The organism is Rhodococcus sp. NPDC057135, from assembly GCF_042670865.1.
GTDB lineage: Bacteria > Actinomycetota > Actinomycetes > Mycobacteriales > Mycobacteriaceae > Rhodococcus_F.
The window spans coordinates 295,290-316,149 of sequence record NZ_JBHUUU010000004.1; the positions used below are offsets into that span (position 1 = coordinate 295,290).

Consider the following 20,860-nt stretch of genomic DNA (forward strand, 5'->3'; position numbering starts at 1 on the left):
CGTCCATTCGGTTGTTTTCGACGGCCGTTAACCGACAAAGTGATGACCATCACGGTATCTGAACAGCAGAGTTAAGCAAACCGGCAATTGTCGAATGAAGTTCTACATGTACAGCGAATGCCTCGCCAGGTCACAGTTGGCACAGATCCGGACAGCCCGCCGAATCTGCGAAACCAGGAGATGTGATGAGCAAGTACGAGCATGAATTCGTCCACATGATGGATGGCGTCGAAAAGCAATTGGAAACCATCGACAATCCGCGGCACCAGAAGATCCTCCGAAACTACCGACGGCACGCGTTGCTCGAGGTCTCCGGTCGTTACAAGGAAATCCTCTCGCCCGACATGACCGTCGAAGAACCCGTCTACCGGTTGTTCGAAGACGGGCAGTCGATTGTTCTGGACGGTATGGACGCCGTCACCAACTTCTACCAGTCACTCGCCGAGACGGACACCCTTGTCATGTGGACCGGACAGTCCGACTTCGCGGTCTCCGACAGCGGATTCTCGGGCGAGACCCTCTTCAGTCAATTCGTCCCAGGATCGATTCTGGGAGACGGGGTGTTCGGCGCGGTGCACGAATCGGGTGGATCCACACCCACCGCCCCCGACCCCGAACAGTCCTCGGATATTGACCCCGACGGTTGGTATCTCGTGCGTCGGACCTTGGCATTCGTCTGGCCGTACGACGAGCAGGGGCGACTCATCGGTGAGCATGTCTACGAAGATTCTGCCTCGAAAGTCGTGACCAAGGTCGACCCGAGCGAGGTCATCACGGCAGCGCGCGCGGCCGAACTGCTTGCCCCACTGCTCGAAACGCACCTGCCGTGAGCGCGCCGGTAGCGCTTGTCACCGGCGCAGCTGCCGGGTTGGGCGCCGCTATTGCCGAGCGCCTTGCCGAGGACTTCGGCACCCTGCTTCTCCTCGACATCGAAGAAGCTGCACTCGCCGACACCGCAGCACGCCTGGAAAGCCTTGGCGTAGCGGTCCACACGGCACGATGCGACGTTCGACGTGAAGGCGACGTCAAGAACGCGTTCGACGTGGCGACGTCGATCGGAAGTCCGACGGCACTCGTCAACGGCGCCGGAATCGGCGTCTTCACTCCGTTCCTCGAGATCACCGAGGATCAGTGGGACAACACGTTTGCTGTGAACACCAAGGGCAGCTTCCTGATGTGCCGCGAATTCGTCAGCAGAACTGAGGGGCCGGCAGCGATCGTCAACATCGCGTCGATCGGTGCCCGCTTGGGCGGTGACATGCTCGCGCACTACGGACCGTCGAAGGCCGCCGTGATCGAGATGAGTCACAGCGTCGCCAGGATCGGCGCGACTCGAGGACTCCGTTCGAACACGGTCATGCCCGGACTGATCCTCACCGACATGTGGCTGCGAACCATCAAGGAACTGCGCCGACGCGATCCTGCGCTGGCAGACGTTTCCGATGCTGACGTCTTCGATTCTTTTGTGGCCCAGATGGTTCCGATGGGTCGAGCCCAGACGCCCGGAGACATCGCCGAAATGGTCGCGTTCTTGCTGAGCGACAGGGCTCGCAATGTCACCGGGCAGACGATTGCCGTCGACGGCGGCGCCGTGATGACCTGACCGAGTCGACGGCGGTCAGCCCCAGCGCGACTGACCGCCGTCGAGCGGGATCGTTGCACCCGTAAGGTACCCGGCGTCTTCGCTGACGAGGAAGACGACGGCACGACCGATGTCGGCCTCGGGGTCTCCGACGCGACCCAGCGGGATGCCCGCGACAAAAGCCGCCGCTTCTTCCGGATTCTTGTCCATCCACCACTGCAACGCGGGAGTCTTGGCATGCGGGGCGACGTTGAGAACTCGAATGTTGTCCTTGCCCCATTCGCAGGCTGCGGCGCGGGTCAACGAGCGCATCCCTTCTTTGATGGACCCGTAGGCGCCGTAGTTGCTGGCGTCCCAGCGCACGGCCGCCGAGGTGACCATGTTGATGATGACGCCGCCCCCTCGACTGTTCATGTGCGGGTACGACGCCTGCATCATGCGCAGGGTGGCGAGTGGGCCCGTCGCGAAGGAACGCTCGAAGTCTTCGTCGAGCACGCTCAAGAGCGGGCCTGGCTTGCAGTCGTTGGCGTTGTTCACCAGGATGTCGATTCCGCCGAACAGTTCGACGGTACGGTCCACGGCCGCGGTGATGTCGTCCTTCTTGCTGACGTCACAAACCACGGCCTCTCCGCGCGCACCGATGTCAGCCAGTAGTCCGCAGGTGGTGTGCAACTTGGATTCGGTACGGCCGGCAACAGCGATCACGGCACCCTCTTTGGCCAAAGCCAGGGCGATCCCCTGCCCGATTCCCTGACCCGCACCCGTGATGAGTGCGACTTTGCCTTCGAGCTTGCCCATGTGACTACTCCAATGTCCTTCGACGTGCGGAGCCCTTTTTGCGAGAGCGTCCGGTCGATTCTGGTGACTGCCGGTGTTTGTCGTCTACACTCGACCTACAAAACAACCAAGCACTTGCTTGACCCTAAGGTGTGCGACCGCGTCGCGTCAATCACATTGGGCGGCAATTCAGCTCGGCACCGCACCAGGAAGGCTCCACCGTGACACTGCCCAACCCCGTCGATTTCAGCGGACGCTCGGTGATCGTCACCGGCGGCACCAAAGGCATCGGCTTCGTCATCGCCGAAACCTTCCTCGCCGCAGGTGCAAACGTGCTGGTCTGTGGCCGCAACGAACCCGAAACTCTGCCCACGGCCGACGGTCGTAGCGCAGCCTTTCGCGCCACGGACGTCCGTGACCCCGCCGACGCCGCAGCCCTCGTCCAGGACGCCGTCGAGCGCTTCGGCCGTCTGGACGTCCTCGTCAACAACGCCGGTGGCTCTCCCGACGCGGATGCTGCGACGGTGTCGCCCCGCTTCGTCGAGAAGATCGTGGCACTGAACTTGTTGGCGCCCTTCAACGTTGCCCAGGCTGCCAACGCAGTGATGCAGACGCAGGACGACGGTGGTGCCATCATCAATATCGGCAGCGTCTCGGCAATCGATCCGCAGCCCGGAACCGCGGCGTACAGCGCAGCCAAGGCCGGCCTCCTCGTTCTGACCAAGGCGTTGGCCCTCGAATGGGCGCCCAAGGTCCGGATCAACCACATCACCACGGGCCTGATCCGCACGGAGGCAGCCGCCGAGGTCTACGGTGCCGACGGCGGCGCTGCTGTCACCAGGACCATTCCGATGGAGCGTATGGCCGTGCCGGCCGATATCGCCAACTCCTGCCTGTTCCTGGCGAGCCCACTCTCCTCGTACGTGAACGGCGCCGACATCGCCGTCCACGGCGGCGGCGAATACCCGGCTCGCTACATGGCGACCCATCAGGACTGAATCACTCACAAAGCAGCCCCTGAGCGAATGCGCTCAGGGGCTGCTTCTTCGTGCGAACAACTGCGGGGTGCGACGAGAGGTCAAGCACCCCGCAGTTGAGTATGGAGGGACTAGTGAGTGGAGAAGCTCACTCGTGCACCGGAAATCGCCACCTGATCACCCTTGTTGATCTGGAACGCCAGGTCGTCGGGAGTTCCCCACGCAACGATGGACGGCGCTTCACCCGGATGGATTGCCGCAGCGAATCGGCCTTCGAGGCTGACGAGGTCTGCCGGATGCACTCCGGCGACCCGAGCGAGCTCGAGCGTGCTGGCGGCCAACGTGCACAGTCCGTGCATGATCGGACGCGGCTGGTTGATCCGCGCCGCGGCCTCGGGATCGATGTGGATGTGGTGTTTGTCCCCCAGCAGGCGGTACATCGCCGTCTGGTTCTCCGCGGTGGTCAACACACCGGTGAGCGAAGGCTCGCCGGTCGGCTCCGCCGGACGTGAGGGTCCACGTTCTCCGCCGAATCCACCGGCACCGGGAGCAAAAAGTGACCAGGTCGCGACGAAGTATTCGCACTCCACCTTGACCTCGAACACCGCAGCCGCACCCTTGTCCCACACCTCGCCGACCGAAGCCTTCAAGGTCACGTCACCGCTACGCGGCAGCGGGGCAAGCACTTTCAGCTCTTGCGAGCCGTGGAGCGCAGTCTTGGTGTCGAAGGCTCCCGCTGACCCCAGCGCGTCAGGGGCCCACTGCGCCAGCGTCAGAGCAAAGGTCGGCAATACCCGAAGCTGATCCTCGAAGACGAGGTCCAACTCGGTTGCCTTGGCGCCCACGGCAAGTGCGTACAGGATCGCGTCGCGCTCGGTGTACGAGACGGTGCGGGTACCGAGATCGGCTCCGCGCCAATCGCCGGCAGTCTTCGCAGCTTCCGAAGTTGTCACTGTCATTTCCTCTCTCAAACAGCGCCGAGAACGAGACCGCTGGTGGGTACTGCCGTTCCGGCTGTGACCAACACGTTTTCGACGCCCTCGGGCTGATTGGTCGACGTGCCTCGGACCAGTCGCACACCTTCGGCAATTCCGTTGACGCCGTGCAGGTATGCCTCGCCGACCTGACCCCCGTGAGTGTTGGACGGCAGGCGTCCACCGATCTCCAGGTTGCCCTCGCGGATGAAGTCCTTGGCCTCACCTGGCTTGCAGAAGCCCAGTTCTTCGAGCTGCGGAAGCACCAACGGGGTGAAGTGGTCGTACAGGATCGCTGCGTTGATGTCATCAGGGGTCAGGCCGCTCTGGCCGTACAGCTGACGAGCAACCAGGCCCATCTCCGGAATACCGGAGATGTCAGGACGGTAGTAGCTGGTCATCATGTGCTGATCCTTGCCACTGCCTTGAGCGGCGCCCTTGATGACGACGGGCTTGTTGGCCAGATCCTTTGCGCGCTCGGCAGAGACGATGACCAGTGCCTGGCCGCCGTCGGTTTCCTGGCAGCAGTCGAGCAGGTGCAGCGGCTCGGCGATCCAGCGCGAGTTCTGATGGTCCTCGAGTGTGATCGGACGCTCGTAGAACCAAGCAGCCGGGTTGTTGGCCGCGTGCTTGCGCGCCACCACTGCAACTCGTCCGAAGTCCTCACTCGTCGCACCGTACTGGTGCATGTATCGACGGGCGAACATCGCGACCCACTGAGCGGGAGTCGACAATCCCTGAGGAGTCATCCACGCATATGCCGCGCGGTCGGCGGTGCTGTCCATGGGTCGATCGTGCTGGCCAAGGCCGTACCGCACACCGGAGCGCTCGTTGAAAGCGCGGTAGCAGACCACGACGTCGGCAACACCCGTCGCAACTGCCATAGCGGCCTGTTGCACCGTGGCACATGCAGCGCCGCCACCGTAGTGAATGCGCGAGAAGAACTTGAGCTCACCGAGGCCACAGTTGCGAGCCACGATGGCTTCGCCGTTGGTCTCCGACGTGTAGGTGGACAGACCGTCGACCTCGGACGGATCGATACCGGCGTCAGCGAGCGCCGCGACGATGGCTTCGCACGCCAACTGCAGTTCGGTGCGGCCGGAGTTCTTCGAGAACTCGGTGGATCCGATGCCGACGATGGCAGCGGCACCCGAGAGTGGGCTGATCGCCATCAGGGCCTCTCCTCTTCCTTGAAAGCGACTGCGACGGTTCCGGTTGCGTGATTTCCGAGGCTGTTGGCGCCCTGCACCTTGACAACAACCACTCCGTCTTCCTTGGACACGACCTCACCGGTCATCGTCATGGTGTCGCCCGGGTAGTTGGGCGCCCCGAGACGGATTGCGATGCGGCGCAGGGTCGATGCCGATCCGGCCCAGTCCGTGACGTACCGGCCGACGAGACCGTTGCTAGTGAGGATGTTCATGAAGACATCCTTGGAGCCACGTTCCTGAGCCAGGCTCGGGTCGTGGTGCACGTCCTGGAAATCGCGGGTGGCAATTGCGGTGGCGACGATCAACGTGCGCGTCAGCGGGATTGCCAACTCGGGCAATGCCTCTCCGACCATGATGTCCGCGTAGCTGCGACCGGTGAGAACGGTCATGCGAGCACCTCCACACCGGATGCGAGCTGCGCACCCAGACGCGCGAGGTCGGAGCTGGAACCACCGAGGGTGGCAGCAATCTGCTTACCCCACAGCAGGTGACGGTGAACCGGGTAGTCGGTGTCGACGCCCATGCCGCCGTGGACATGCGTCGTCCGATGCACGACGCGCTGTCCGCCGTCGGTGGCCCACCACTTGGCGACCAGTACCGAGGTGCCGAGATCCAATCCCTCGGAAATGCGCCATGCTGCCTGCCACAGTGTCACTCGCATTGCCTCGAGATCGATGTAGCAATCGGCGAGCTGGTGGTTGACCGCCTGGAACGTTGCGAGGGGTCGGCCGAACTGCTTGCGGCCGTTCAGGTACGTGACGGCCTGCGCGACTGCACCCGATCCGACGCCCCATTGAATTGCGGCCAATGCCAGCTCGACTCGGTCGATCAGCCACGGAACCGTCGTACCGTCGGCCGCGCCGATGAGCTTCGCCGGCGTTCCGGCCAAGGTGACGTTGGCACAGATCTCCCAGTTGGTGGACTGCGTCTGTTCGAGCGTCACTCCCTCGGCACTCAGGTCCACCAGCAGCAATGCCGTACCGGTGGACGTGGTTGCCGAGACGAGGGCGAGGTTCGCGATGTGAGTCATCGGCACTACTGCCTTCTCACCCGTCACTGTCCAATTGCCCTCGGCATCTTGCTCAGCCGTGGTCAGTGGGTCGCCGCCCGTGTACGGACCGAACTCTTCGAGACCGACGGTCAGGAATCGACTGCCGTCGGCAACTCCCGGAAGGAGTTCGGCGCGAAGCGAATCGCAGCCGAATTCGTTGACAGCCAGTGCCGCAAGGGTCGTCTCCCAGATCGGCACGGCCGCAACGTGACGTCCCTGCTGTTCGAGCAGCGCGTACAGCTCCGACAATCCGAGCCCGCCGCCGCCGAACTCCTCCGGCAGGGCGATGCCGAGCAACCCGGTGCTCGCGAGTTCACGCCACAGTTCACGGTCGACGCGCTCAGTGGAGAGTTCGATCTCCTTGGTGCGTTCGATCGTCGCCTTGCTTGTGAAGACCTCGTCGGCCAGTGCGCGAATTGCTTCCTGCTCTTCGCTGAAATTGAAGTCCATCAGTGCTCCTCGCGTACGGCCGGCCGGAACGCGGGAAGCGTCAGATCCGGGTCGGCGTCGATCCAGTCAAGTTCCACGGGCATGTCGACCACGACATCTTCGGGCGCGATGCCCACCATGTTGGCGATCAATCGGGTTCCCTCTTCGAGTTCGACGACCGCAACGATCAGCGGGTAGTCGAACGCGTCGATCTTGGGGTGGTGATTGACCACGAAGCTGTACACCGTGCCCCGGCCCGACGCGTCGATCGTGTCCCACTCGAGTGACTGGCACTCCCCGCACATCGGGCCGGTGGGATGACGCAACGTCTTGCAGGACATGCAGCGCTGGATCACCAGACGGTGCTCCTTGGCTGCTTCGAACCAGAAAGCGTTGTCCGCGTTGAGAGCCGGACGCGGACGCAGCGCACGAGGAGCCTCGGGCGCAGCAGCTTCCTGAGGCTTGAACCGCAGCGTCCGCCACCGCTGGGTGCCGACAACCTGGTCGTCACCGTTGCGGTAGGTCTTGAGCGTCGTGACGAAGTGCCCGACTCCGAGGCCGGTCTTCTTCTCCGGCGAAATCGACTCGATGACCTCGGTGTAGTTCACGCGATCGCCTGGGCGCAGTTCGGCGAAGAACTCCTGATCGGAATCGGTGGCCACGACAGAGGTGTAACCGGCTGCGTCGAGGGTGGCGATCAGATCGGTCCACACCTGCGAGGGGTCGTTGCCCGCCATCTTGTCGGTGAACGTCCGCATGATCCAGACCTGGAGCATCTGAGCGGGAGCGACGACGCCGTCGCGTCCGGTGGCGCGGGCGGCGTCGTCGTCGAGGTAGACGGGGTTGGTATCGCCCATGGTTTCGGCCCAATGCCGGATCATGGGGATGTTGACCTCGTCGGGTCCCCAGGTAGTGGGAACCAGAGTCTGGCCGACAAAAGCGTCGAGTTGCGCCGAAATGTCGCTCACTTGACCCTCTTTTCGCGAACCAAGCCGAGCCCGATGGTGCCGACCATGTCACGCAGAACCTCGTTGACGCCGCCGCCGAAGGTGTTCACGACGCCCTGACGCGAGATCTGTTCGATCTGACCGGCCAGCAAAGCGCCCGGCGACTCGGGGCGAATGCGTCCGGCGGAGCCGAGAATTCCGAGGAGGGTGCGATAGACGTCGACGTGAGTTTCGGTGCCGTACGTCTTGGTTGCGCCCGCGTCCGCTCCGGAGAGCGTGTCCTGTGCAACGGCTGCCGTCATCTTCCAGTTCAGCAGTCGCATCGCCTCGAGCTTGGCGTGTGTGCGCGCAAAATCCTGCTGGACCCAGGGGATGTTGATGGCGCCGTTCTCCTTGGCCCAGTCCAGGACCAGGTTCCACAGACCGTAGGTACGGCCACCGATGGCCGCCAGGCCGATTCGCTCGTGGTTGAGCTGCGCGGTGATGAGCTGCCAGCCTCCGTTGACCTCGCCGACAACGTCCTTCGACGGGACGCGAATTCCGGAGTAGTACGTGGACGTCACCATCAAGCCGCCGACGGTGTTGATCGGTGACCACTCGAAGCCTGCGTCCGCGGTGGGGACGATCAGGATCGAGATGCCCTTGTGCTTGGGGGCATCCGCGTCGGTGCGGCAGGCCAGCCACACGTAGTCGGCAGTATTGGCGCCACTGGTGAAGATCTTGTTTCCGTCGACGATCCACTCGTCACCGTCGAGAACCGCACGAGTTTTGAGTGATGCGAGGTCGGTGCCGGCCTCGGGCTCGGTGTACCCGATGGCGAAGACGATGTCGCCGGCCAGAATGCCGGGCAGGAAACGTTCCTTCTGCTCTTCGGTGCCGTACTTCATCAACGTCGGGCCGACGGTGTTGACGGTCACGAAGGGGAACGGCAGTCCCGCGCGCTGAACCTCGTCGAAGAACACGAACTGCTCCTCGATGGAGCGTCCCTGTCCACCGAATTCCTTCGGCCAGCCGATGCCGAGCCAGCCGTCCTTGCCCAGCAACTTCACGATCTCGCGGAAGTACTCGCCGCCCACACCTTGCTCGCCGGCCGCGCGACGCTTCTCTTCCGGCAGCAGCGCCGCGAAGTACGCGCGCAACTCCTTGCGGAGCTCCTGCTGCTCGGGCGATTCCCTCAGATCCATCGCTGTTTCTCCTATGGCATTCATGGCTGGCAACTCTTGGCCTGGACGCTAACCAGATGCCCAGGTGGGCGCTGTAAATGTCTCGATGAGCGGGAAGCCGAAACATGAGCGGCGTCACATAGGGTGAGATATGCGCATGGACTCCTCGGATCGCGTCGCTCTCACCGACTTGGCCGCCAGGTATGCACAGGCAGTCGACCGCCGAAACACCACCGCACTTGCGGCTCTCTTCACCGACGATGCGGCATTCGTCTTGCCGCCGGCACTGAACGGAACCGATGCGCCGACGGAGATACGTGGGAACTCCGTCGTCAGCAGTTCCGTGGTCGATGCCATCTCACATCTGCACTCGACGCGGCACATCGTCGAGCAGCAGATCCTCGACCTCGACAGCCCCACCACCGCACACGGTGAGGCCTACTGCTCCGCTCACCACATCTATCCGCGGGGCGACGGCCACCGGGACAACCGGATCGAGATCCGTTACCAGGACAGCTTCGAAAAGGTCGACGGCACCTGGCTGTTCTCGCGTCGTGAATTGGTCGTCGATTTCGCCGAGGACGTTCCGGTCATCCTGCTCGGACAATAGGTACATGAAAAAATCGCGGTGATTCTGTATCTCCTCATGGGAGGTTTACCGGGCTAGCGTTCAGCAACTGTCACGCCATCTCGGCGTGCGTTCGGCTATGTCTTGGAGATTCACATGTCACGCTCGCGCACCAGAAGATTCCTCGCTGCCTTCGCAGTGGCCGCCGTCGCAGTCGGAACCGTCGCAGCGTGCTCGAGCGACAGCTCCTCCGACGCCAACGCGCCCCTTCGTGTCGTCGCTTCTTCGGTTCCGCATGCCGAGATCCTGAAGTTCGTCGAAGAAAAGGGCCTGCTCGGCGACACCAAGATCGAGGTCAGCGAGATCACCGGCGACCTCGACGCCAACGAGGTGCTCGAAGCCGGCGACACCGATGCCAACTTCTTCCAGCACGTGCCGTATCAGGAATCGTGGTCGAAGGAGAAGGGTGTCGACGACCTGGTCGCAGTGGCGAAAGTCCACGTCGAGCCGCTCGGTGCATACTCCAAGAAGGTCACCAACGTGGCCGACTTACGCCAAGGCGCAACGGTGGCGCTGTCCAACAACGTGACGAACTTCGCCCGTGGGCTGTACCTGCTGCAGCAGGCCGGATTGATCAAGCTGGATCAGCAGTTGGGCGCCCCCGGCACGGACATCACGCAGATCAGCGAGAAGAACATCATCGACAACCCCAAGGGACTCACGTTCACCCAGGTCGATCCCCCGCAGCTGCCGCGCACGCTCGACGACGGAAATGTCGATCTCGCAATCATCAACGGCAACTACGCAATCGAAGGTGGTCTCAATCCCGCCAAGGACGCCCTGGTGCTCGAGAAGGCCGAGGGAAACCCGTACGCCAATGTCCTGACCGTACGCACCTCGCTCGAAAACGATGCGCGAGTACAGAAGTTGGCCGAGGCATTGACGTCCGCCGACGTAGCGACGTTCATCGAGCAGACCTACCAGGGCTCGGTCATTCCGGCCAGCGCCACCTGATCGAGACCCGTCATGGTCTTCTCGATCGAATCGGTCTCCAAGGAATACCGCAGCGGCACAAAAGTTCTGCATGCACTCGATTCCGTGTCCCTGAAAATCGAAGACGGCGAAATCTTCGGCATCATCGGCAAGAGCGGCGCGGGTAAGTCGACTTTGCTGCGCTGCCTCAACCTGCTCGAACGCCCGACCAGCGGCCGGATTCTGTTGGGCGACACCGATCTGACTGCGCTGAGCCCAGCGCAACTGCGCGACACACGCAAGCGGATCGGTGTCGTGTTCCAGCATTTCAACTTGCTGCACTCCCGCTCGGTCGCCGCCAACATCGCCTTTCCTCTCGAAGTGGCGGGATACTCGCGGGCAGATCGCCGTGCCCGCGTCGACGAGCTGATCGAGTTGGTGGGCCTGGAAGACCGACGTGACGCCTTCCCTTCGCAACTGTCCGGTGGACAGAAACAACGCGTCGGGATCGCGAGAGCCTTGGCAGCTTCACCCGATGTCCTGCTGTGCGACGAGGCCACGAGCGCCCTCGACTCGGACACAACCGATTCGATCCTCGATCTACTCGCCGACCTCAATCGACGTCTCGGTGTCACCATTGTTCTGATCACCCACGAACTCAACGTGGTTCGACGGATCTGCCACCGCGCCGCTCTGATCGATCAGGGCCGCATCGTCGACGAGGGAACTCTCACCGAACTGGTCGCGGACCCGGGATCGCCCCTCGGCGAGGCACTACTGCCGACCGGAACGGTGCGAACTACCCCGACCGGAATTCCCGCACTCCTCACCTTTGTCGATTCACTGTCCACCTCGCCCGTGATTTCTCAACTCTCGCGAGATCTCGACGTCGACGTCACGGTGATCTCCGGAGGTATCGAGAACATCGGCACTCATCAGGTCGGTCGCCTTCGCGTGGAGTTCGCCTCGCACACCGGACTCACCAGCAACGAAGAGACAAGAAAGTCTGTCGAAGAACATCTTTCGCAGCGCGGAGTGAAGGTGACGTTCTCATGAACAAGACGTCCTGGCAGGATTCCCTGGGCGAAGCATGGGAAGCCCTACTCGACACGCTCTACATGGTCGGCGTCTCGTTCGTGCTCACCGTGATCATCGGTATTGCGCTCGGAGTTCTGTTGCACGCGAGCGCTCCCGACGGAATCCGTCCCAACCGCGTCCTCAATTCGGTTCTGGGCACCGTGGTGAACATCGGCCGTTCGCTGCCGTTCGTCATCTTGTTGGTCCTCCTCATCCCGGCAACGAGGGCGATCGTCGGAACAGCGCTCGGCGCCACGGCAGCGATCGTGCCGTTGACCATCGGGTCGGTGCCCTTCTTCGCCCGCGTCGTCGAGAACGCCTTGCGTGAGGTCGATTCCGGGCGCGTCGAGGCAGCACGATCCATGGGCGCGACCGACAAGGACATCATCACCAAAGTGCTACTACCCGAATCAGTTCCAGGACTTGTAGCCGGAGCAACCCTGACTGCGGTGATGCTGATCGGTTTCTCAGCCATGGCAGGTGCCATCGGCGCCGGTGGACTCGGCGACTTCGCAATCAAGTACGGCTACCAACGATTCAACACACCGGTGCTGTTCGTCGCAGTCGTGATCTTGATCGTGCTGGTGCAGGCAATCCAGTCGACCGGTGATCTCGTGGTTCGTTCAATGGCGCACAAGCGCTGACTGATCAGCTCGAGACCATTGCGATCGCTGTTCGCAAGCCACGCCGCTTACCGGTCTGCGGATCGACGCCGAACACTTCCTTGATTCCGCCTCGGATACGGAACTTCAACTCCGAGTGCGTCTCCGGAGCGTCGTCCTGGGATGCCGAGAGAAACCTGTTGGGTAGCGACAACTTCCAGATGGTGCGCAGAGTCAATCCGTACTGCTTCCACAGCGGCCCGGTCGTGTACGGGAGGTCGTACTTGTCACACAGGTCGCGCAACGGCACCGCAATTTCCGAGTACCGGTTGCTCGGCAGATCCGGGAAGCAGTGATGCTCGATCTGATAGCAGAGGTTGCCGCTCATGAAGGCCATGACCGGGCCGGCGTGAAAGTTGGCGGAACCCAGCATCTGTCGTAGGTACCACTGAGCGCGCGATTCGTTCTCGAATTCCTCGAGCGTGAACTTCTCGGCACCGTCGGGGAAGTGCCCGCAGAAGATGACGGCGTAACTCCAGTAGTTTCGGATGAGGTTCGCAACGACGTTCGCCGTCAACGTGGTCTTCCACGCCGGGCCGGTCAGAGCGGGGAACAGGATGTAATCCTTTGTCACCTGCCGCGCGATCTTCTTTCCGACGTCCTTGGCCATCTCCGATTTCTCGGACCACTTCACCTCACCCTTGCGGAGTTTGTCCGTTTCCAGGTGATGCAGTGCCACGCCCCACTCGAACAGTGTTGCGAGGACGAAATTCGTGATCGGTTGAAAGAGATAGTCGGCGTGCCACTTCTGATCACGAGTGACGCGCATGATTCCGTAGCCCACGTCGTTGTCCAGACCGACGATGTTGGTGAACTTGTGATGAGTGAAGTTATGCGAGTGCTTCCATCCCGAGGACGGGCAGGTGTTGTCCCACTCCCAGTTGCTCGAGTGAATCTCGGGATCGTTCATCCAGTCCCACTGGCCGTGGATGATGTTGTGGCCGAGTTCCATGTTCTCGATGATCTTGCCGACCCCCAGGAGCGCAGTCCCCAGAATCCAGGCAGGCTTCTTCTTGCTGGCGAACAAGACGATGCGGCCGGCCACCATCAGAGAGCGTTGAAACGCGATTGTCCGCTGGATGTATCGAGCATCGTGCGCGCCGCGCTTCTCCTCGATATCGACCCGAATGGCGTCCAGTTCGCGCCCGAGCGCCTCGACGTCTTCCTCGGTGAGGTGGGCATATTCTTTGATGTCGGTGATCGCCACAGTGTTTTCTCCGTATCGGTTTTTCTCCGTGCCGCAGGACTGGTCCGTCGGGCGGTACCCCTGGGAGTCGGTGCAGAAACGTCGGCTCCGATATTCATGTGCGTCTTCGTGCAATCTATGCCAGAGTCGATATACGTGAGCCCCGAAAACAAGATCACCATCCGCACCGCTACCGAGAGTGACTGGCCGGCTCTCCAACTACTCGACTCGGTGGGGTTCGGTTTTCATCCGTCTCCCGCGGTCAGCGAGCTGACAAAGGCTCTCTACAAGCCCGAGGACATCATCCTTGCCGTCGACGGTGACGTGCCTGTCGGCGTGGCTATCGAGATCGACATGGAATTCACCGTGCCCGGCGGACGCCAACTCCCCACGCGCGGGATCACCTGGGTATCCGTCGCCCCGACTCATCGTCGCCGCGGCGTCCTACGCTCGATGTTCACTGCACTTCACGCCCATATCGAGTCGACCGGTGCGCCGCTTGCAGCGCTGACGGCCAGCGAGGCCGGCATCTACAACCGCTTCGGATACGGCCCGGCCACCGTCAGCGAGGGCATCACCCTGGATCGACGCTTCGCGCAGTTCCGCCCGGAGGTGCCCGACAACGGTGGTGTGTCGATTGTCGACGTCAAGGCTGCCACGACGCTTCTTCCCGAAATCTACGATCGCTGGCGACTGCAGACTCCCGGCGCGCAGGTCCGTCCGCAACCACTGTGGGATCACATGTTCGCCGACCCGTCCGAGGATCGTGACGGCGCCTCCGGACTGTTCTTTCTGACACACGCGGACGGATACATCGCTTACCGGCACACGAGCGAGGGCCGCGACAGCATCGCCCGGATCGACGAGTTCGTGACGATCACCGAAGATGCGCACGCGGCGCTGTGGCGCACGATCTGCGGGCTCGACCTCGTCACCCGGATCGAGACACGCCAGCATCCCGCCGATCCCCTACGGCTGATGCTGACGGACTACCGCCTTGCCCGGACAACGACGCGTTCCGATCGTCTGTGGCTTCGCATCATGGACGTGCCCGCGGCGCTCGAGGCTCGTGAATACGCTGCTGACCTGGACACCGTCATCAAGGTCGAAGATCCGTTCCTGAAGGCCGGCGGGACTTTCGCACTTCGAGTCGAGGGAGGCAAAGCCACGTGCACGGCCACCGACGCCGAGCCCGCGATCACGATGCCCGCCGACGTTCTGAGCAGCCTGTACCTCGGCGAGCACCAGGCCAAGGCCTTTGCTGCGGCGCACCGACTCCAGGCAACTGATTCGCAGGAAATCCGGAATCTCGACTTCGCGTTCAGCACATCGAAGCCGGCAATTCTCGGATACGGATTCTGATGATCTGGCCGACACGAGCGTCGACGATTTGTGCCGTCGGCCGTATTCAGGGTTAGCCTCGAACAATGGCGTTTGTCGAAAAGATGGTCAATAGGCTTCCTGAGCGGGTTCTCGTGCGCGTCCTGCCGCACGCAGAAATGCTCAAGTTCCTGGTGGTCGGCGGCATCGCCTTCATCGTCACCACGGTGCTGTTCTTCGGCATCAAGTGGACGGTTCTGCCTCAGCACCCGGTGACGGCAAACATCCTCGCGGTCCTGATCGCGACGGTTCTGTCCTACGTCCTGAACCGCGAGTGGTCGTTCGCTCAGCGCGGTGGCAGGCAGCGCCATCACGAGGCTGCGCTGTTCTTCATCGTCGCCGGTATCGGTTTGGCCATCAACCAGGTACCGCTCTGGACCTCCAGGTACGTGTTCCACCTGCGTCAACCCGAGGTATCGGTGTTGATGGAGAATTTTGCTGACTTCATCAGCGGATCGATCATCGGAACCCTGCTGGCGACGGCCTTCCGGTGGTGGGCCATGCGCCGGTACGTCTTCCCCGAAGACGCCACCGACAGCCAGGTCGTTCTCGACATCGAAGCGACTCCTGGCGCCAAGACGCCGACAACGGACGCCACCACCCTCGACTGACTTCCGGATCGACGCACCAGATAGCTGGCGCGTCGATCAGAGTTCGTCGATACGGATCAACCCGTCCTGAAGAGCCCGAGCAAGCAGCGCCATCTTCGTTGGCGCTGTCCGGCCCACTTCGTCGTACTTCCCGCGAATACGCGCAAGGTGCGTGTTCACAGTTCCCTCCGCGATGTACAGCTCACGGGAGACTTCGGCTTTCGAGTCGCAGCGAATCCAGGTCAACAGCACCTGTACTTCACGCCTACTGAGGCTGGGTGAGTCGGCAGTCTTCATCGGTGGTGTCCCTAACTTCCAGGCTTTTCGCGCGGTCGAACTCCTATGGAAACGGAGCGAGGTCGCCGGGTCACTCCATTTGTTGACTGGTGAAACTCTCGCGCGAGAGCAAACACTCTCAGAACAGCACCCACGCATGCCTTGACCTCGATAGAGTCTTGTTTGCCCGTTATGTGCGGGCGAGACTGCCGATCGACCGAAGGACTGACGATGACTGATCGCGACGCCACCACCGTGCTGTTCATCGATGCCGGCGTGACGTCGCTCGTCGAGGACCCTCAGGACATTCTCGAACGCGGTCTGCGGAGCGAACAGGTCGTCCACCGGGCCGGAGCGTCGCAGGCTACGTTCTTCCGCAAGTTCCGCACCAAATCCGAGTTCGTCGAGGCCGTGATCGCCAGCCTCACCGAATCGACCTTGCACAGCGCAGACACGGTGAAGCAGACCGTACGTGCACAGCTGTCCGCAAATGACGACGCGCTTCGTGCGACGGTCACCACTCTCGTCAAAGGGGCATTCGACGCTCTCGTCAACGACGCGTCGACTGCACGAAGTCTTCTCTCACACATTTTTGCGGGCTCAGACAGGCGAACTTCCGCCGCTCTGAAAAACGAATATCGTCGACGCGACGACCTCGTGTCCGCTGCCTACGAGGCCCTTTTCGAGAAAACCGACGCAACACTCCGAAGGCCGTTCACCACCAAGACCTTCGCTGTCACCGTCAACGCGGTGATCGACGGTTTCCGCATTCGTAGCCGAATCGATTCCCGCTCCGTCTCACCCGACATGATGTCCGACGCGCTGCTCGCCATGTTGGGCGCCGTCGTCGATATGTCTGGCCTTCACCAACACCTCGATGACGTTGTCGGTCCCATCGACCAGCCCGCTGAGCCGCGTCCACTGCCGCGTGATCCGCGAGCGGCGTTTCTCGCCGCTGCCCGTAGCGAATTCGGCAAGCGCGGATACTTCATGACGCAGATCAACGACATCGCCGACACTGCAGCAGTTCCCCGCACCGCCGCGAACAAACTGTTTCCCACCAAGCCCCACATCCTGGTGGCAGCCCTTCAAAGTCGAGTGGACTCGCTGCGAGAAACCGTTGCCGACGACATCCTGATCGGTCTCGGCGACGTCGCGATCATCGAGAACTTCCTACTCCGCTGCGCTCAACTAGCTTCTGACGAAACAGAGTTCATGGATGCACTGCTGGTTGCCGTTGCCCACGACACCTACGGCGAGCCCGAGAGCCTGCTGTCGCTCAAAGAGAAACTCAACATTCCCTCGATCATCGCTCCGGTTGTGCAGCGGGGCCAGGACAATGGAGTCTTGTCGACCATCAGCAGCCCGATGGACATCGCCGCAGGAATCACCAACACCCTCCTGTTGCGGTGCTTCACCCGCCGATCCGACAGCCCGGCCGACAATGCGGCCTTCGTCAGCGCGATGCTCCTGAACGGGCTGGCCCATCCCTGATCAGGTACGGGATTTACGTTCCGAGCCCCAGCCGCTTCGAGCATTCGGCCATCTCGTCGATGATCAGTTCCAACGACGTACCACGGCGGCTGGCGGACAGCACGATTCGATCGGCTCCCAAACCGCGTGCCCAGTCCAGCTTTGCTTCGTCGAGTCTGGGTAATGTCGCACCGAGAACGAGCGAGACGTCGGCGGGATCTCGGTCGACCTTGACCGCAGCAGCTTTCATCGCTGCAACGGCCTTTTCGAGGTCTTCACCAGCAAGTCCCAGCGGCTGGAAACCGTCACCCAACCGGCCTGCTCGCCTCGCGGCCGCGAGACTGTGTCCACCGATGTAGAGCGGAACTCCCGACTCGCGGTGAGGCTTCGGCCAGCTGTATGCACCTTTGAACGAGAAGTAATCACCGTCGAAGTCAACCGCTTCCTTTCCTGCCCAGAGTGCGCGCATCACCGCGATTGCCTCGTCGGCAACTTTGCCACGCCGCTCGAAGTCACCGCCGCACGCTTCGATCTCTTCCTTCATCCAGCCCAGTCCGAGGCAGATGCGCAGGCGCCCAGCCGAAAGTCGATCAAGCGTCGCCAAGCGCTTGGCAAGCACTACCGGAGTGTGGTTGGGCAGCACCAGAACTCCGGTGGACAGACCCAACGTGGTTGTGGCGCCGGCCACGAACGAAAGCAGTTCAAGCGGATCCGGGATGTCGCAGTCATCGGGAAGATGCGACTTGCCGGTCGGAGAATAGGGGTATTCACTCTCGGTGTCGGCGATGACCACCGAGTGCTCCACAGCCGAGATCTCGTCGAAACCCAACGATTCGGCCGCACGGGCGAATTGCAGAATCCATTCAGGGTCTCCACTTCGACCCAATTCGACCGGAACGACTACGCCGAGCTTCATACCGTTTCCTCCAGTGTCGCCATCAATTTCGGACCGTCCACCACGCGACCGAGGAACCGGTCCGCATCCGGATCTGTTGCAAGCCACACCGCCGCTGCAGCCGGCACGGATGCCGGTGTGGCAGCGAATCCGGCATCGACTATCGCGTCTGCGCCACCACGGGCTTTCCCTGATTCCGTAATGACAAATCCCGGACTCAGATTGAACGCCTTGACCCCGGCGCCCCGATACTCGGAGTTGATCGCCCCGGCGATACGTCCGAACGACGCCTTCGACGCAGCGTAGGACAATCCCCAGCCGCCCTCCCCCGGCGGCGCAGGCGGATCCATTGTGGCCGAGCCCGATGCCAGGTTGACGACAACGCCGTTGCCACTCTTGATCATCGACGGCAGAATCACCTGGACCAGAGCGAGTTGGTGCAGATAATTCCCGATCACCATCGCCTGAGCGTCGTCGATCTCGATGTCGAGAACCCGGTCCATGTTTCCGACCGTCTGTGCGTAGGCGTTATTCACCAACACGTCGACGTGTCCCCACTCCGCCAGAACGCGTTCACCAGCACCGCGGACGGAGGCCAGATCGAGCAGGTCCATCGGGACGGCCAACGCTCGCACACCGAAGGCCTCTATCTCTGCGACCGTCGTCTCCAGGCTGCCGGGCACCGGAATCACTTGCTGGCCCTGCCTGGTTCGCGGAGCAGCCCGCCCCTCTCCTTCACGAACGGTGCGAGCAGTGATAGCAACGTCGAATCCGGCGCGCGCGAAGGCAAGCGCGCACTCTCGGCCGATCCCCCGGGAAGCGCCGGTTACCAGCGCAACTCCACTCACAGGAACCGCGAACGGCCGTGTGTCTCGAACTCCTTCTCCAGATTCACCACGTCAGCTTCGGTCATCAACGTGTATTCGGGGGCGCCACGGCCCACCCAGTGGAACACCGGTTCGTCGGTACGCCAGCGGTCGACCTGCAATTCACGCTTGAGCACCTTGTTGGACCCTGTGACCGGCAGGTCCGTCGAAACGCGAACGAACCGCGGCGCCGCCTTCGTACCCAAATCCGCCTGCGCGGCAAGGTAAGCCGCGAACTCGACCGGGTCGAAATCAGCGAAATCGGCGACCTCGATCGCAGCCATCACCTGATCACCCGAACGCGGATCCGGCACCGCGAAGACACCCGTTGCAATCACCTTGGGGTGGCGACGCAGGATGTGCTCGATCATCAGTGCCGACGTATTCTCGCCGTCGACGCGGATCCAGTCACCCTTGCGACCGGCGAAGTAGATGAACCCGGCCTCGTCGACGTAGCCGAGATCGCCTGTCCAGTACCAACCGTGGCGAATCTTCTCGGCTATCGCGTCTTCGTTCTTGTAGTACCCCTCGAACTTCGTCGACCCGGCCTTGTCGACCATCTCGCCGATGGCTTCGTCGGGGTTCAGCACGTGAGAGTGCTCGTCGAGGATTGCGCGGGGCCGCTCTTCGCGGGTATCGGGATCGACGATGACGATGTTCTCGTTCGCGGGACGGCCCAGTGCGCCGGCAGGCTGGTTCGGATCGAGCACCACCGAACCGGCACCTTCACTCGAGCCGTATCCCTCGAAAAGCTGCGCACCGAAACGGCGGATGAACTCTGCCTTGTCTCCCGGCGAAGCCTCGGTTCCGAAGCCGTGAGTGAGGGTGTTCTCGATGTCGTCGGCCTGTTCCGGCGTCGCCATGAGATACCCCAAGGCCTTACCGACGTAGGTGAAATATGTTGCGCCGTAGAACCGAACGTCCGGCATGAAACCCGAGGCGGTGAACTTGCGAACGAGGCAGACGGTGGCTCCCTGTGAGAGCGCCGGCGCCCAGAGGGCCATCAGCGCATTCCCGTGGAAGAGCGGCATGCAGCAGTAGCAGACGTCGTCTCGGTCGATGTCGTACTTGGCACAGTTCGCGTAGGCCAACCGCGTCAAACGTCCCTGGCTGCACCGCACTGCCTTGGACATTCCAGTGGTGCCCGAGGTGAAGAGAAGCAGGAACAGCGTCGACGCGTCGACGCCGAGGTCGATCTGAGGTGACTCGACCTGGTGAGCTGAAATCTTGTCCACGTAGGACGCGTCGTCGACGAGGACAAAACGGTCTTCGGTCAGACCGAGGTCAAGGCCGGCCAATTTCTCGTAGCCCGCTTTGTCGGTGACGATCAGCTGGCAGTCCACGTACCGAACCTCGGCCTCGAGTTCGGCTCCACGCCTGGTCGGATTGATGCCGACGATCGTGGCTCCGGTCAAGGCCGCGCCGCCGAGCCAGAAGAGAAACTCGGGGTCGTTCTCGAGAAGTACTCCGATGTGAAACGGTCCAGGCGCACGAAGCGACTTCGCAAGCGAGCCGCGCGCTGCGCTCTCGAGTACCACCTCGTCCCAGCTCCAGTCCTGCGTGCGCGTCCGCAGACCGAGGTGCTGATCACCGAGACGGTCGATCAACATCTGCGCGACGTCCTCGCGCTGGGGTGCTGCAAGCGCTGCGTTCGAAGATGCTTCGGTGGCGGTGTTCGTCATCGTGTCCTGTGTCCTAGTCGATATCGGAATGTCGATTTCTCCAACTGCGATACGACTCGAACGTATCGACGCCTCAGAGCCTGAACCCTCCCAGTCTCGCTCAGTGGTAACCGCCGCCACAG

General features: G+C 62.2%; 22 protein-coding genes. 10 read left to right on the forward strand and 12 right to left on the reverse strand.

All coding sequences use genetic code 11. The features are described from left to right. Positions 1-185 precede the first annotated feature (185 nt). Positions 186-830 (forward strand): hypothetical protein, encoded by a 645-nt coding sequence (locus tag ACFT1A_RS09525; protein ID WP_378446765.1) that lies wholly within the window; start codon positions 186-188, stop codon positions 828-830. After that, positions 827-1,603 (forward strand): SDR family NAD(P)-dependent oxidoreductase, encoded by a 777-nt coding sequence (locus ACFT1A_RS09530; RefSeq protein ID WP_378446766.1) that lies wholly within the window; start codon positions 827-829, stop codon positions 1,601-1,603. Before ACFT1A_RS09525 ends, ACFT1A_RS09530 begins: the two co-directional genes overlap by 4 nt. A 15-nt stretch (positions 1,604-1,618) precedes the next feature. On the opposite strand, the gene ACFT1A_RS09535 is transcribed toward ACFT1A_RS09530, so the two are convergent. Then, complete coding sequence (locus ACFT1A_RS09535; protein WP_070386387.1) at positions 1,619-2,380, reverse strand: SDR family NAD(P)-dependent oxidoreductase; 762 nt, start codon at positions 2,378-2,380, stop codon at positions 1,619-1,621. 200 nt (positions 2,381-2,580) lie between these two features. On the opposite strand from ACFT1A_RS09535, the gene ACFT1A_RS09540 reads away from it, so the two are divergent. Beyond that, positions 2,581-3,357, forward strand: coding sequence for an SDR family oxidoreductase (locus tag ACFT1A_RS09540; protein WP_378446767.1), 777 nt, complete (start codon positions 2,581-2,583; stop codon positions 3,355-3,357). Positions 3,358-3,467: 110 nt separating this feature from the next. Here ACFT1A_RS09540 and ACFT1A_RS09545 read toward each other — a convergent pair whose 3' ends face one another. From ACFT1A_RS09545 to ACFT1A_RS09570, 6 genes are read right to left on the reverse strand one after another with little or no spacing between them, the layout of a single operon-like run. Next, on the reverse strand, positions 3,468-4,289 hold the full coding sequence (locus tag ACFT1A_RS09545) for a MaoC/PaaZ C-terminal domain-containing protein (protein ID WP_378446768.1): 822 nt from the start codon (positions 4,287-4,289) through the stop codon (positions 3,468-3,470). Between the two features lie 14 nt (positions 4,290-4,303). After that, entirely contained in the window at positions 4,304-5,482 is a 1,179-nt protein-coding gene (locus ACFT1A_RS09550; RefSeq protein WP_378446769.1) for a lipid-transfer protein, read from the reverse strand. After that, positions 5,482-5,910: a MaoC family dehydratase gene (locus tag ACFT1A_RS09555; protein ID WP_378446770.1), complete on the reverse strand. Its 429-nt coding sequence runs from the start codon at positions 5,908-5,910 to the stop codon at positions 5,482-5,484. Before ACFT1A_RS09555 ends, ACFT1A_RS09550 begins: the two co-directional genes overlap by 1 nt. Next, positions 5,907-7,022, reverse strand: coding sequence for an acyl-CoA dehydrogenase family protein (locus ACFT1A_RS09560; RefSeq protein WP_378446771.1), 1,116 nt, complete (start codon positions 7,020-7,022; stop codon positions 5,907-5,909). The genes ACFT1A_RS09555 and ACFT1A_RS09560 overlap by 4 nt, the downstream gene beginning before the upstream one ends. Continuing rightward, positions 7,022-7,969 carry a MaoC family dehydratase N-terminal domain-containing protein gene (locus ACFT1A_RS09565; protein ID WP_378446772.1) on the reverse strand — a complete coding sequence of 316 codons (948 nt, stop codon included), beginning with the start codon at positions 7,967-7,969 and terminating at the stop codon, positions 7,022-7,024. The genes ACFT1A_RS09560 and ACFT1A_RS09565 overlap by 1 nt, the downstream gene beginning before the upstream one ends. Further along, a complete protein-coding gene (locus tag ACFT1A_RS09570) occupies positions 7,966-9,132 on the reverse strand; it encodes an acyl-CoA dehydrogenase family protein (protein ID WP_378446966.1) in 1,167 nt (388 codons plus the stop codon). Before ACFT1A_RS09570 ends, ACFT1A_RS09565 begins: the two co-directional genes overlap by 4 nt. A gap of 130 nt (positions 9,133-9,262) precedes the next feature. Here ACFT1A_RS09570 and ACFT1A_RS09575 point away from each other — a divergent pair, with 130 nt between their 5' ends. From ACFT1A_RS09575 to ACFT1A_RS09590, 4 genes are all read left to right on the forward strand, one after another. Then, on the forward strand, positions 9,263-9,721 hold the full coding sequence (locus ACFT1A_RS09575) for a nuclear transport factor 2 family protein (protein WP_378446773.1): 459 nt from the start codon (positions 9,263-9,265) through the stop codon (positions 9,719-9,721). 114 nt (positions 9,722-9,835) lie between these two features. Next, positions 9,836-10,693, forward strand: coding sequence for a MetQ/NlpA family ABC transporter substrate-binding protein (locus ACFT1A_RS09580; RefSeq protein ID WP_378446774.1), 858 nt, complete (start codon positions 9,836-9,838; stop codon positions 10,691-10,693). Between the two features lie 12 nt (positions 10,694-10,705). Further along, on the forward strand, positions 10,706-11,707 hold the full coding sequence (locus ACFT1A_RS09585) for a methionine ABC transporter ATP-binding protein (protein WP_378446775.1): 1,002 nt from the start codon (positions 10,706-10,708) through the stop codon (positions 11,705-11,707). Next, positions 11,704-12,372: a methionine ABC transporter permease gene (locus ACFT1A_RS09590; protein ID WP_007732650.1), complete on the forward strand. Its 669-nt coding sequence runs from the start codon at positions 11,704-11,706 to the stop codon at positions 12,370-12,372. Before ACFT1A_RS09585 ends, ACFT1A_RS09590 begins: the two co-directional genes overlap by 4 nt. Positions 12,373-12,376: 4 nt before the next feature. On the opposite strand, the gene ACFT1A_RS09595 is transcribed toward ACFT1A_RS09590, so the two are convergent. After that, the gene (locus ACFT1A_RS09595) at positions 12,377-13,597 is read right to left on the reverse strand and encodes a fatty acid desaturase (protein WP_317552019.1); all 1,221 of its coding nucleotides are present in this window, start codon (positions 13,595-13,597) and stop codon (positions 12,377-12,379) included. 135 nt (positions 13,598-13,732) lie between these two features. Here ACFT1A_RS09595 and ACFT1A_RS09600 point away from each other — a divergent pair, with 135 nt between their 5' ends. After that, positions 13,733-14,938 (forward strand): enhanced intracellular survival protein Eis, encoded by a 1,206-nt coding sequence (locus ACFT1A_RS09600; protein WP_378446776.1) that lies wholly within the window; start codon positions 13,733-13,735, stop codon positions 14,936-14,938. A gap of 65 nt (positions 14,939-15,003) precedes the next feature. Next, on the forward strand, positions 15,004-15,567 hold the full coding sequence (locus ACFT1A_RS09605; RefSeq protein ID WP_317825746.1) for a GtrA family protein: 564 nt from the start codon (positions 15,004-15,006) through the stop codon (positions 15,565-15,567). A 36-nt stretch (positions 15,568-15,603) separates the two neighbouring features. On the opposite strand, the gene ACFT1A_RS09610 is transcribed toward ACFT1A_RS09605, so the two are convergent. Continuing rightward, a complete protein-coding gene (locus ACFT1A_RS09610) occupies positions 15,604-15,843 on the reverse strand; it encodes a LuxR C-terminal-related transcriptional regulator (RefSeq protein WP_378446777.1) in 240 nt (79 codons plus the stop codon). A gap of 210 nt (positions 15,844-16,053) precedes the next feature. Here ACFT1A_RS09610 and ACFT1A_RS09615 point away from each other — a divergent pair, with 210 nt between their 5' ends. Then, positions 16,054-17,316 (forward strand): TetR family transcriptional regulator, encoded by a 1,263-nt coding sequence (locus ACFT1A_RS09615; protein WP_378446778.1) that lies wholly within the window; start codon positions 16,054-16,056, stop codon positions 17,314-17,316. 13 nt (positions 17,317-17,329) lie between these two features. Here ACFT1A_RS09615 and ACFT1A_RS09620 read toward each other — a convergent pair whose 3' ends face one another. From ACFT1A_RS09620 to ACFT1A_RS09630, 3 genes are read right to left on the reverse strand one after another with little or no spacing between them, the layout of a single operon-like run. Beyond that, a complete protein-coding gene (locus ACFT1A_RS09620; RefSeq protein WP_378446779.1) occupies positions 17,330-18,211 on the reverse strand; it encodes an LLM class F420-dependent oxidoreductase in 882 nt (293 codons plus the stop codon). Beyond that, positions 18,208-19,038, reverse strand: coding sequence for an SDR family NAD(P)-dependent oxidoreductase (locus ACFT1A_RS09625; RefSeq protein WP_378446780.1), 831 nt, complete (start codon positions 19,036-19,038; stop codon positions 18,208-18,210). Before ACFT1A_RS09625 ends, ACFT1A_RS09620 begins: the two co-directional genes overlap by 4 nt. Next, complete coding sequence (locus ACFT1A_RS09630; protein ID WP_378446967.1) at positions 19,035-20,666, reverse strand: AMP-binding protein; 1,632 nt, start codon at positions 20,664-20,666, stop codon at positions 19,035-19,037. The genes ACFT1A_RS09625 and ACFT1A_RS09630 overlap by 4 nt, the downstream gene beginning before the upstream one ends. Between the last annotated feature and the right edge of the window lie 194 nt (positions 20,667-20,860).

Bases quoted from the DNA above. Each gene is read 5' to 3' on its own strand.
- ACFT1A_RS09525 (WP_378446765.1), top strand. From the start codon at position 186: ATGAGCAAGTACGAGCATGAATTCGTCCACATGATGGATGGCGTCGAA.
- ACFT1A_RS09535 (WP_070386387.1), bottom strand. From the start codon at position 2,380: ATGGGCAAGCTCGAAGGCAAAGTCGCACTCATCACGGGTGCGGGTCAG.
- ACFT1A_RS09550 (WP_378446769.1), bottom strand. From the start codon at position 5,482: ATGGCGATCAGCCCACTCTCGGGTGCCGCTGCCATCGTCGGCATCGGA.
- ACFT1A_RS09555 (WP_378446770.1), bottom strand. From the start codon at position 5,910: ATGACCGTTCTCACCGGTCGCAGCTACGCGGACATCATGGTCGGAGAG.
- ACFT1A_RS09560 (WP_378446771.1), bottom strand. From the start codon at position 7,022: ATGGACTTCAATTTCAGCGAAGAGCAGGAAGCAATTCGCGCACTGGCC.
- ACFT1A_RS09570 (WP_378446966.1), bottom strand. From the start codon at position 9,132: ATGGATCTGAGGGAATCGCCCGAGCAGCAGGAGCTCCGCAAGGAGTTG.
- ACFT1A_RS09575 (WP_378446773.1), top strand. From the start codon at position 9,263: ATGCGCATGGACTCCTCGGATCGCGTCGCTCTCACCGACTTGGCCGCC.
- ACFT1A_RS09580 (WP_378446774.1), top strand. From the start codon at position 9,836: ATGTCACGCTCGCGCACCAGAAGATTCCTCGCTGCCTTCGCAGTGGCC.
- ACFT1A_RS09585 (WP_378446775.1), top strand. From the start codon at position 10,706: ATGGTCTTCTCGATCGAATCGGTCTCCAAGGAATACCGCAGCGGCACA.
- ACFT1A_RS09590 (WP_007732650.1), top strand. From the start codon at position 11,704: ATGAACAAGACGTCCTGGCAGGATTCCCTGGGCGAAGCATGGGAAGCC.
- ACFT1A_RS09605 (WP_317825746.1), top strand. From the start codon at position 15,004: ATGGCGTTTGTCGAAAAGATGGTCAATAGGCTTCCTGAGCGGGTTCTC.
- ACFT1A_RS09610 (WP_378446777.1), bottom strand. From the start codon at position 15,843: ATGAAGACTGCCGACTCACCCAGCCTCAGTAGGCGTGAAGTACAGGTG.
- ACFT1A_RS09615 (WP_378446778.1), top strand. From the start codon at position 16,054: ATGACTGATCGCGACGCCACCACCGTGCTGTTCATCGATGCCGGCGTG.
- ACFT1A_RS09620 (WP_378446779.1), bottom strand. From the start codon at position 18,211: ATGAAGCTCGGCGTAGTCGTTCCGGTCGAATTGGGTCGAAGTGGAGAC.
- ACFT1A_RS09630 (WP_378446967.1), bottom strand. From the start codon at position 20,666: ATGTTGATCGACCGTCTCGGTGATCAGCACCTCGGTCTGCGGACGCGC.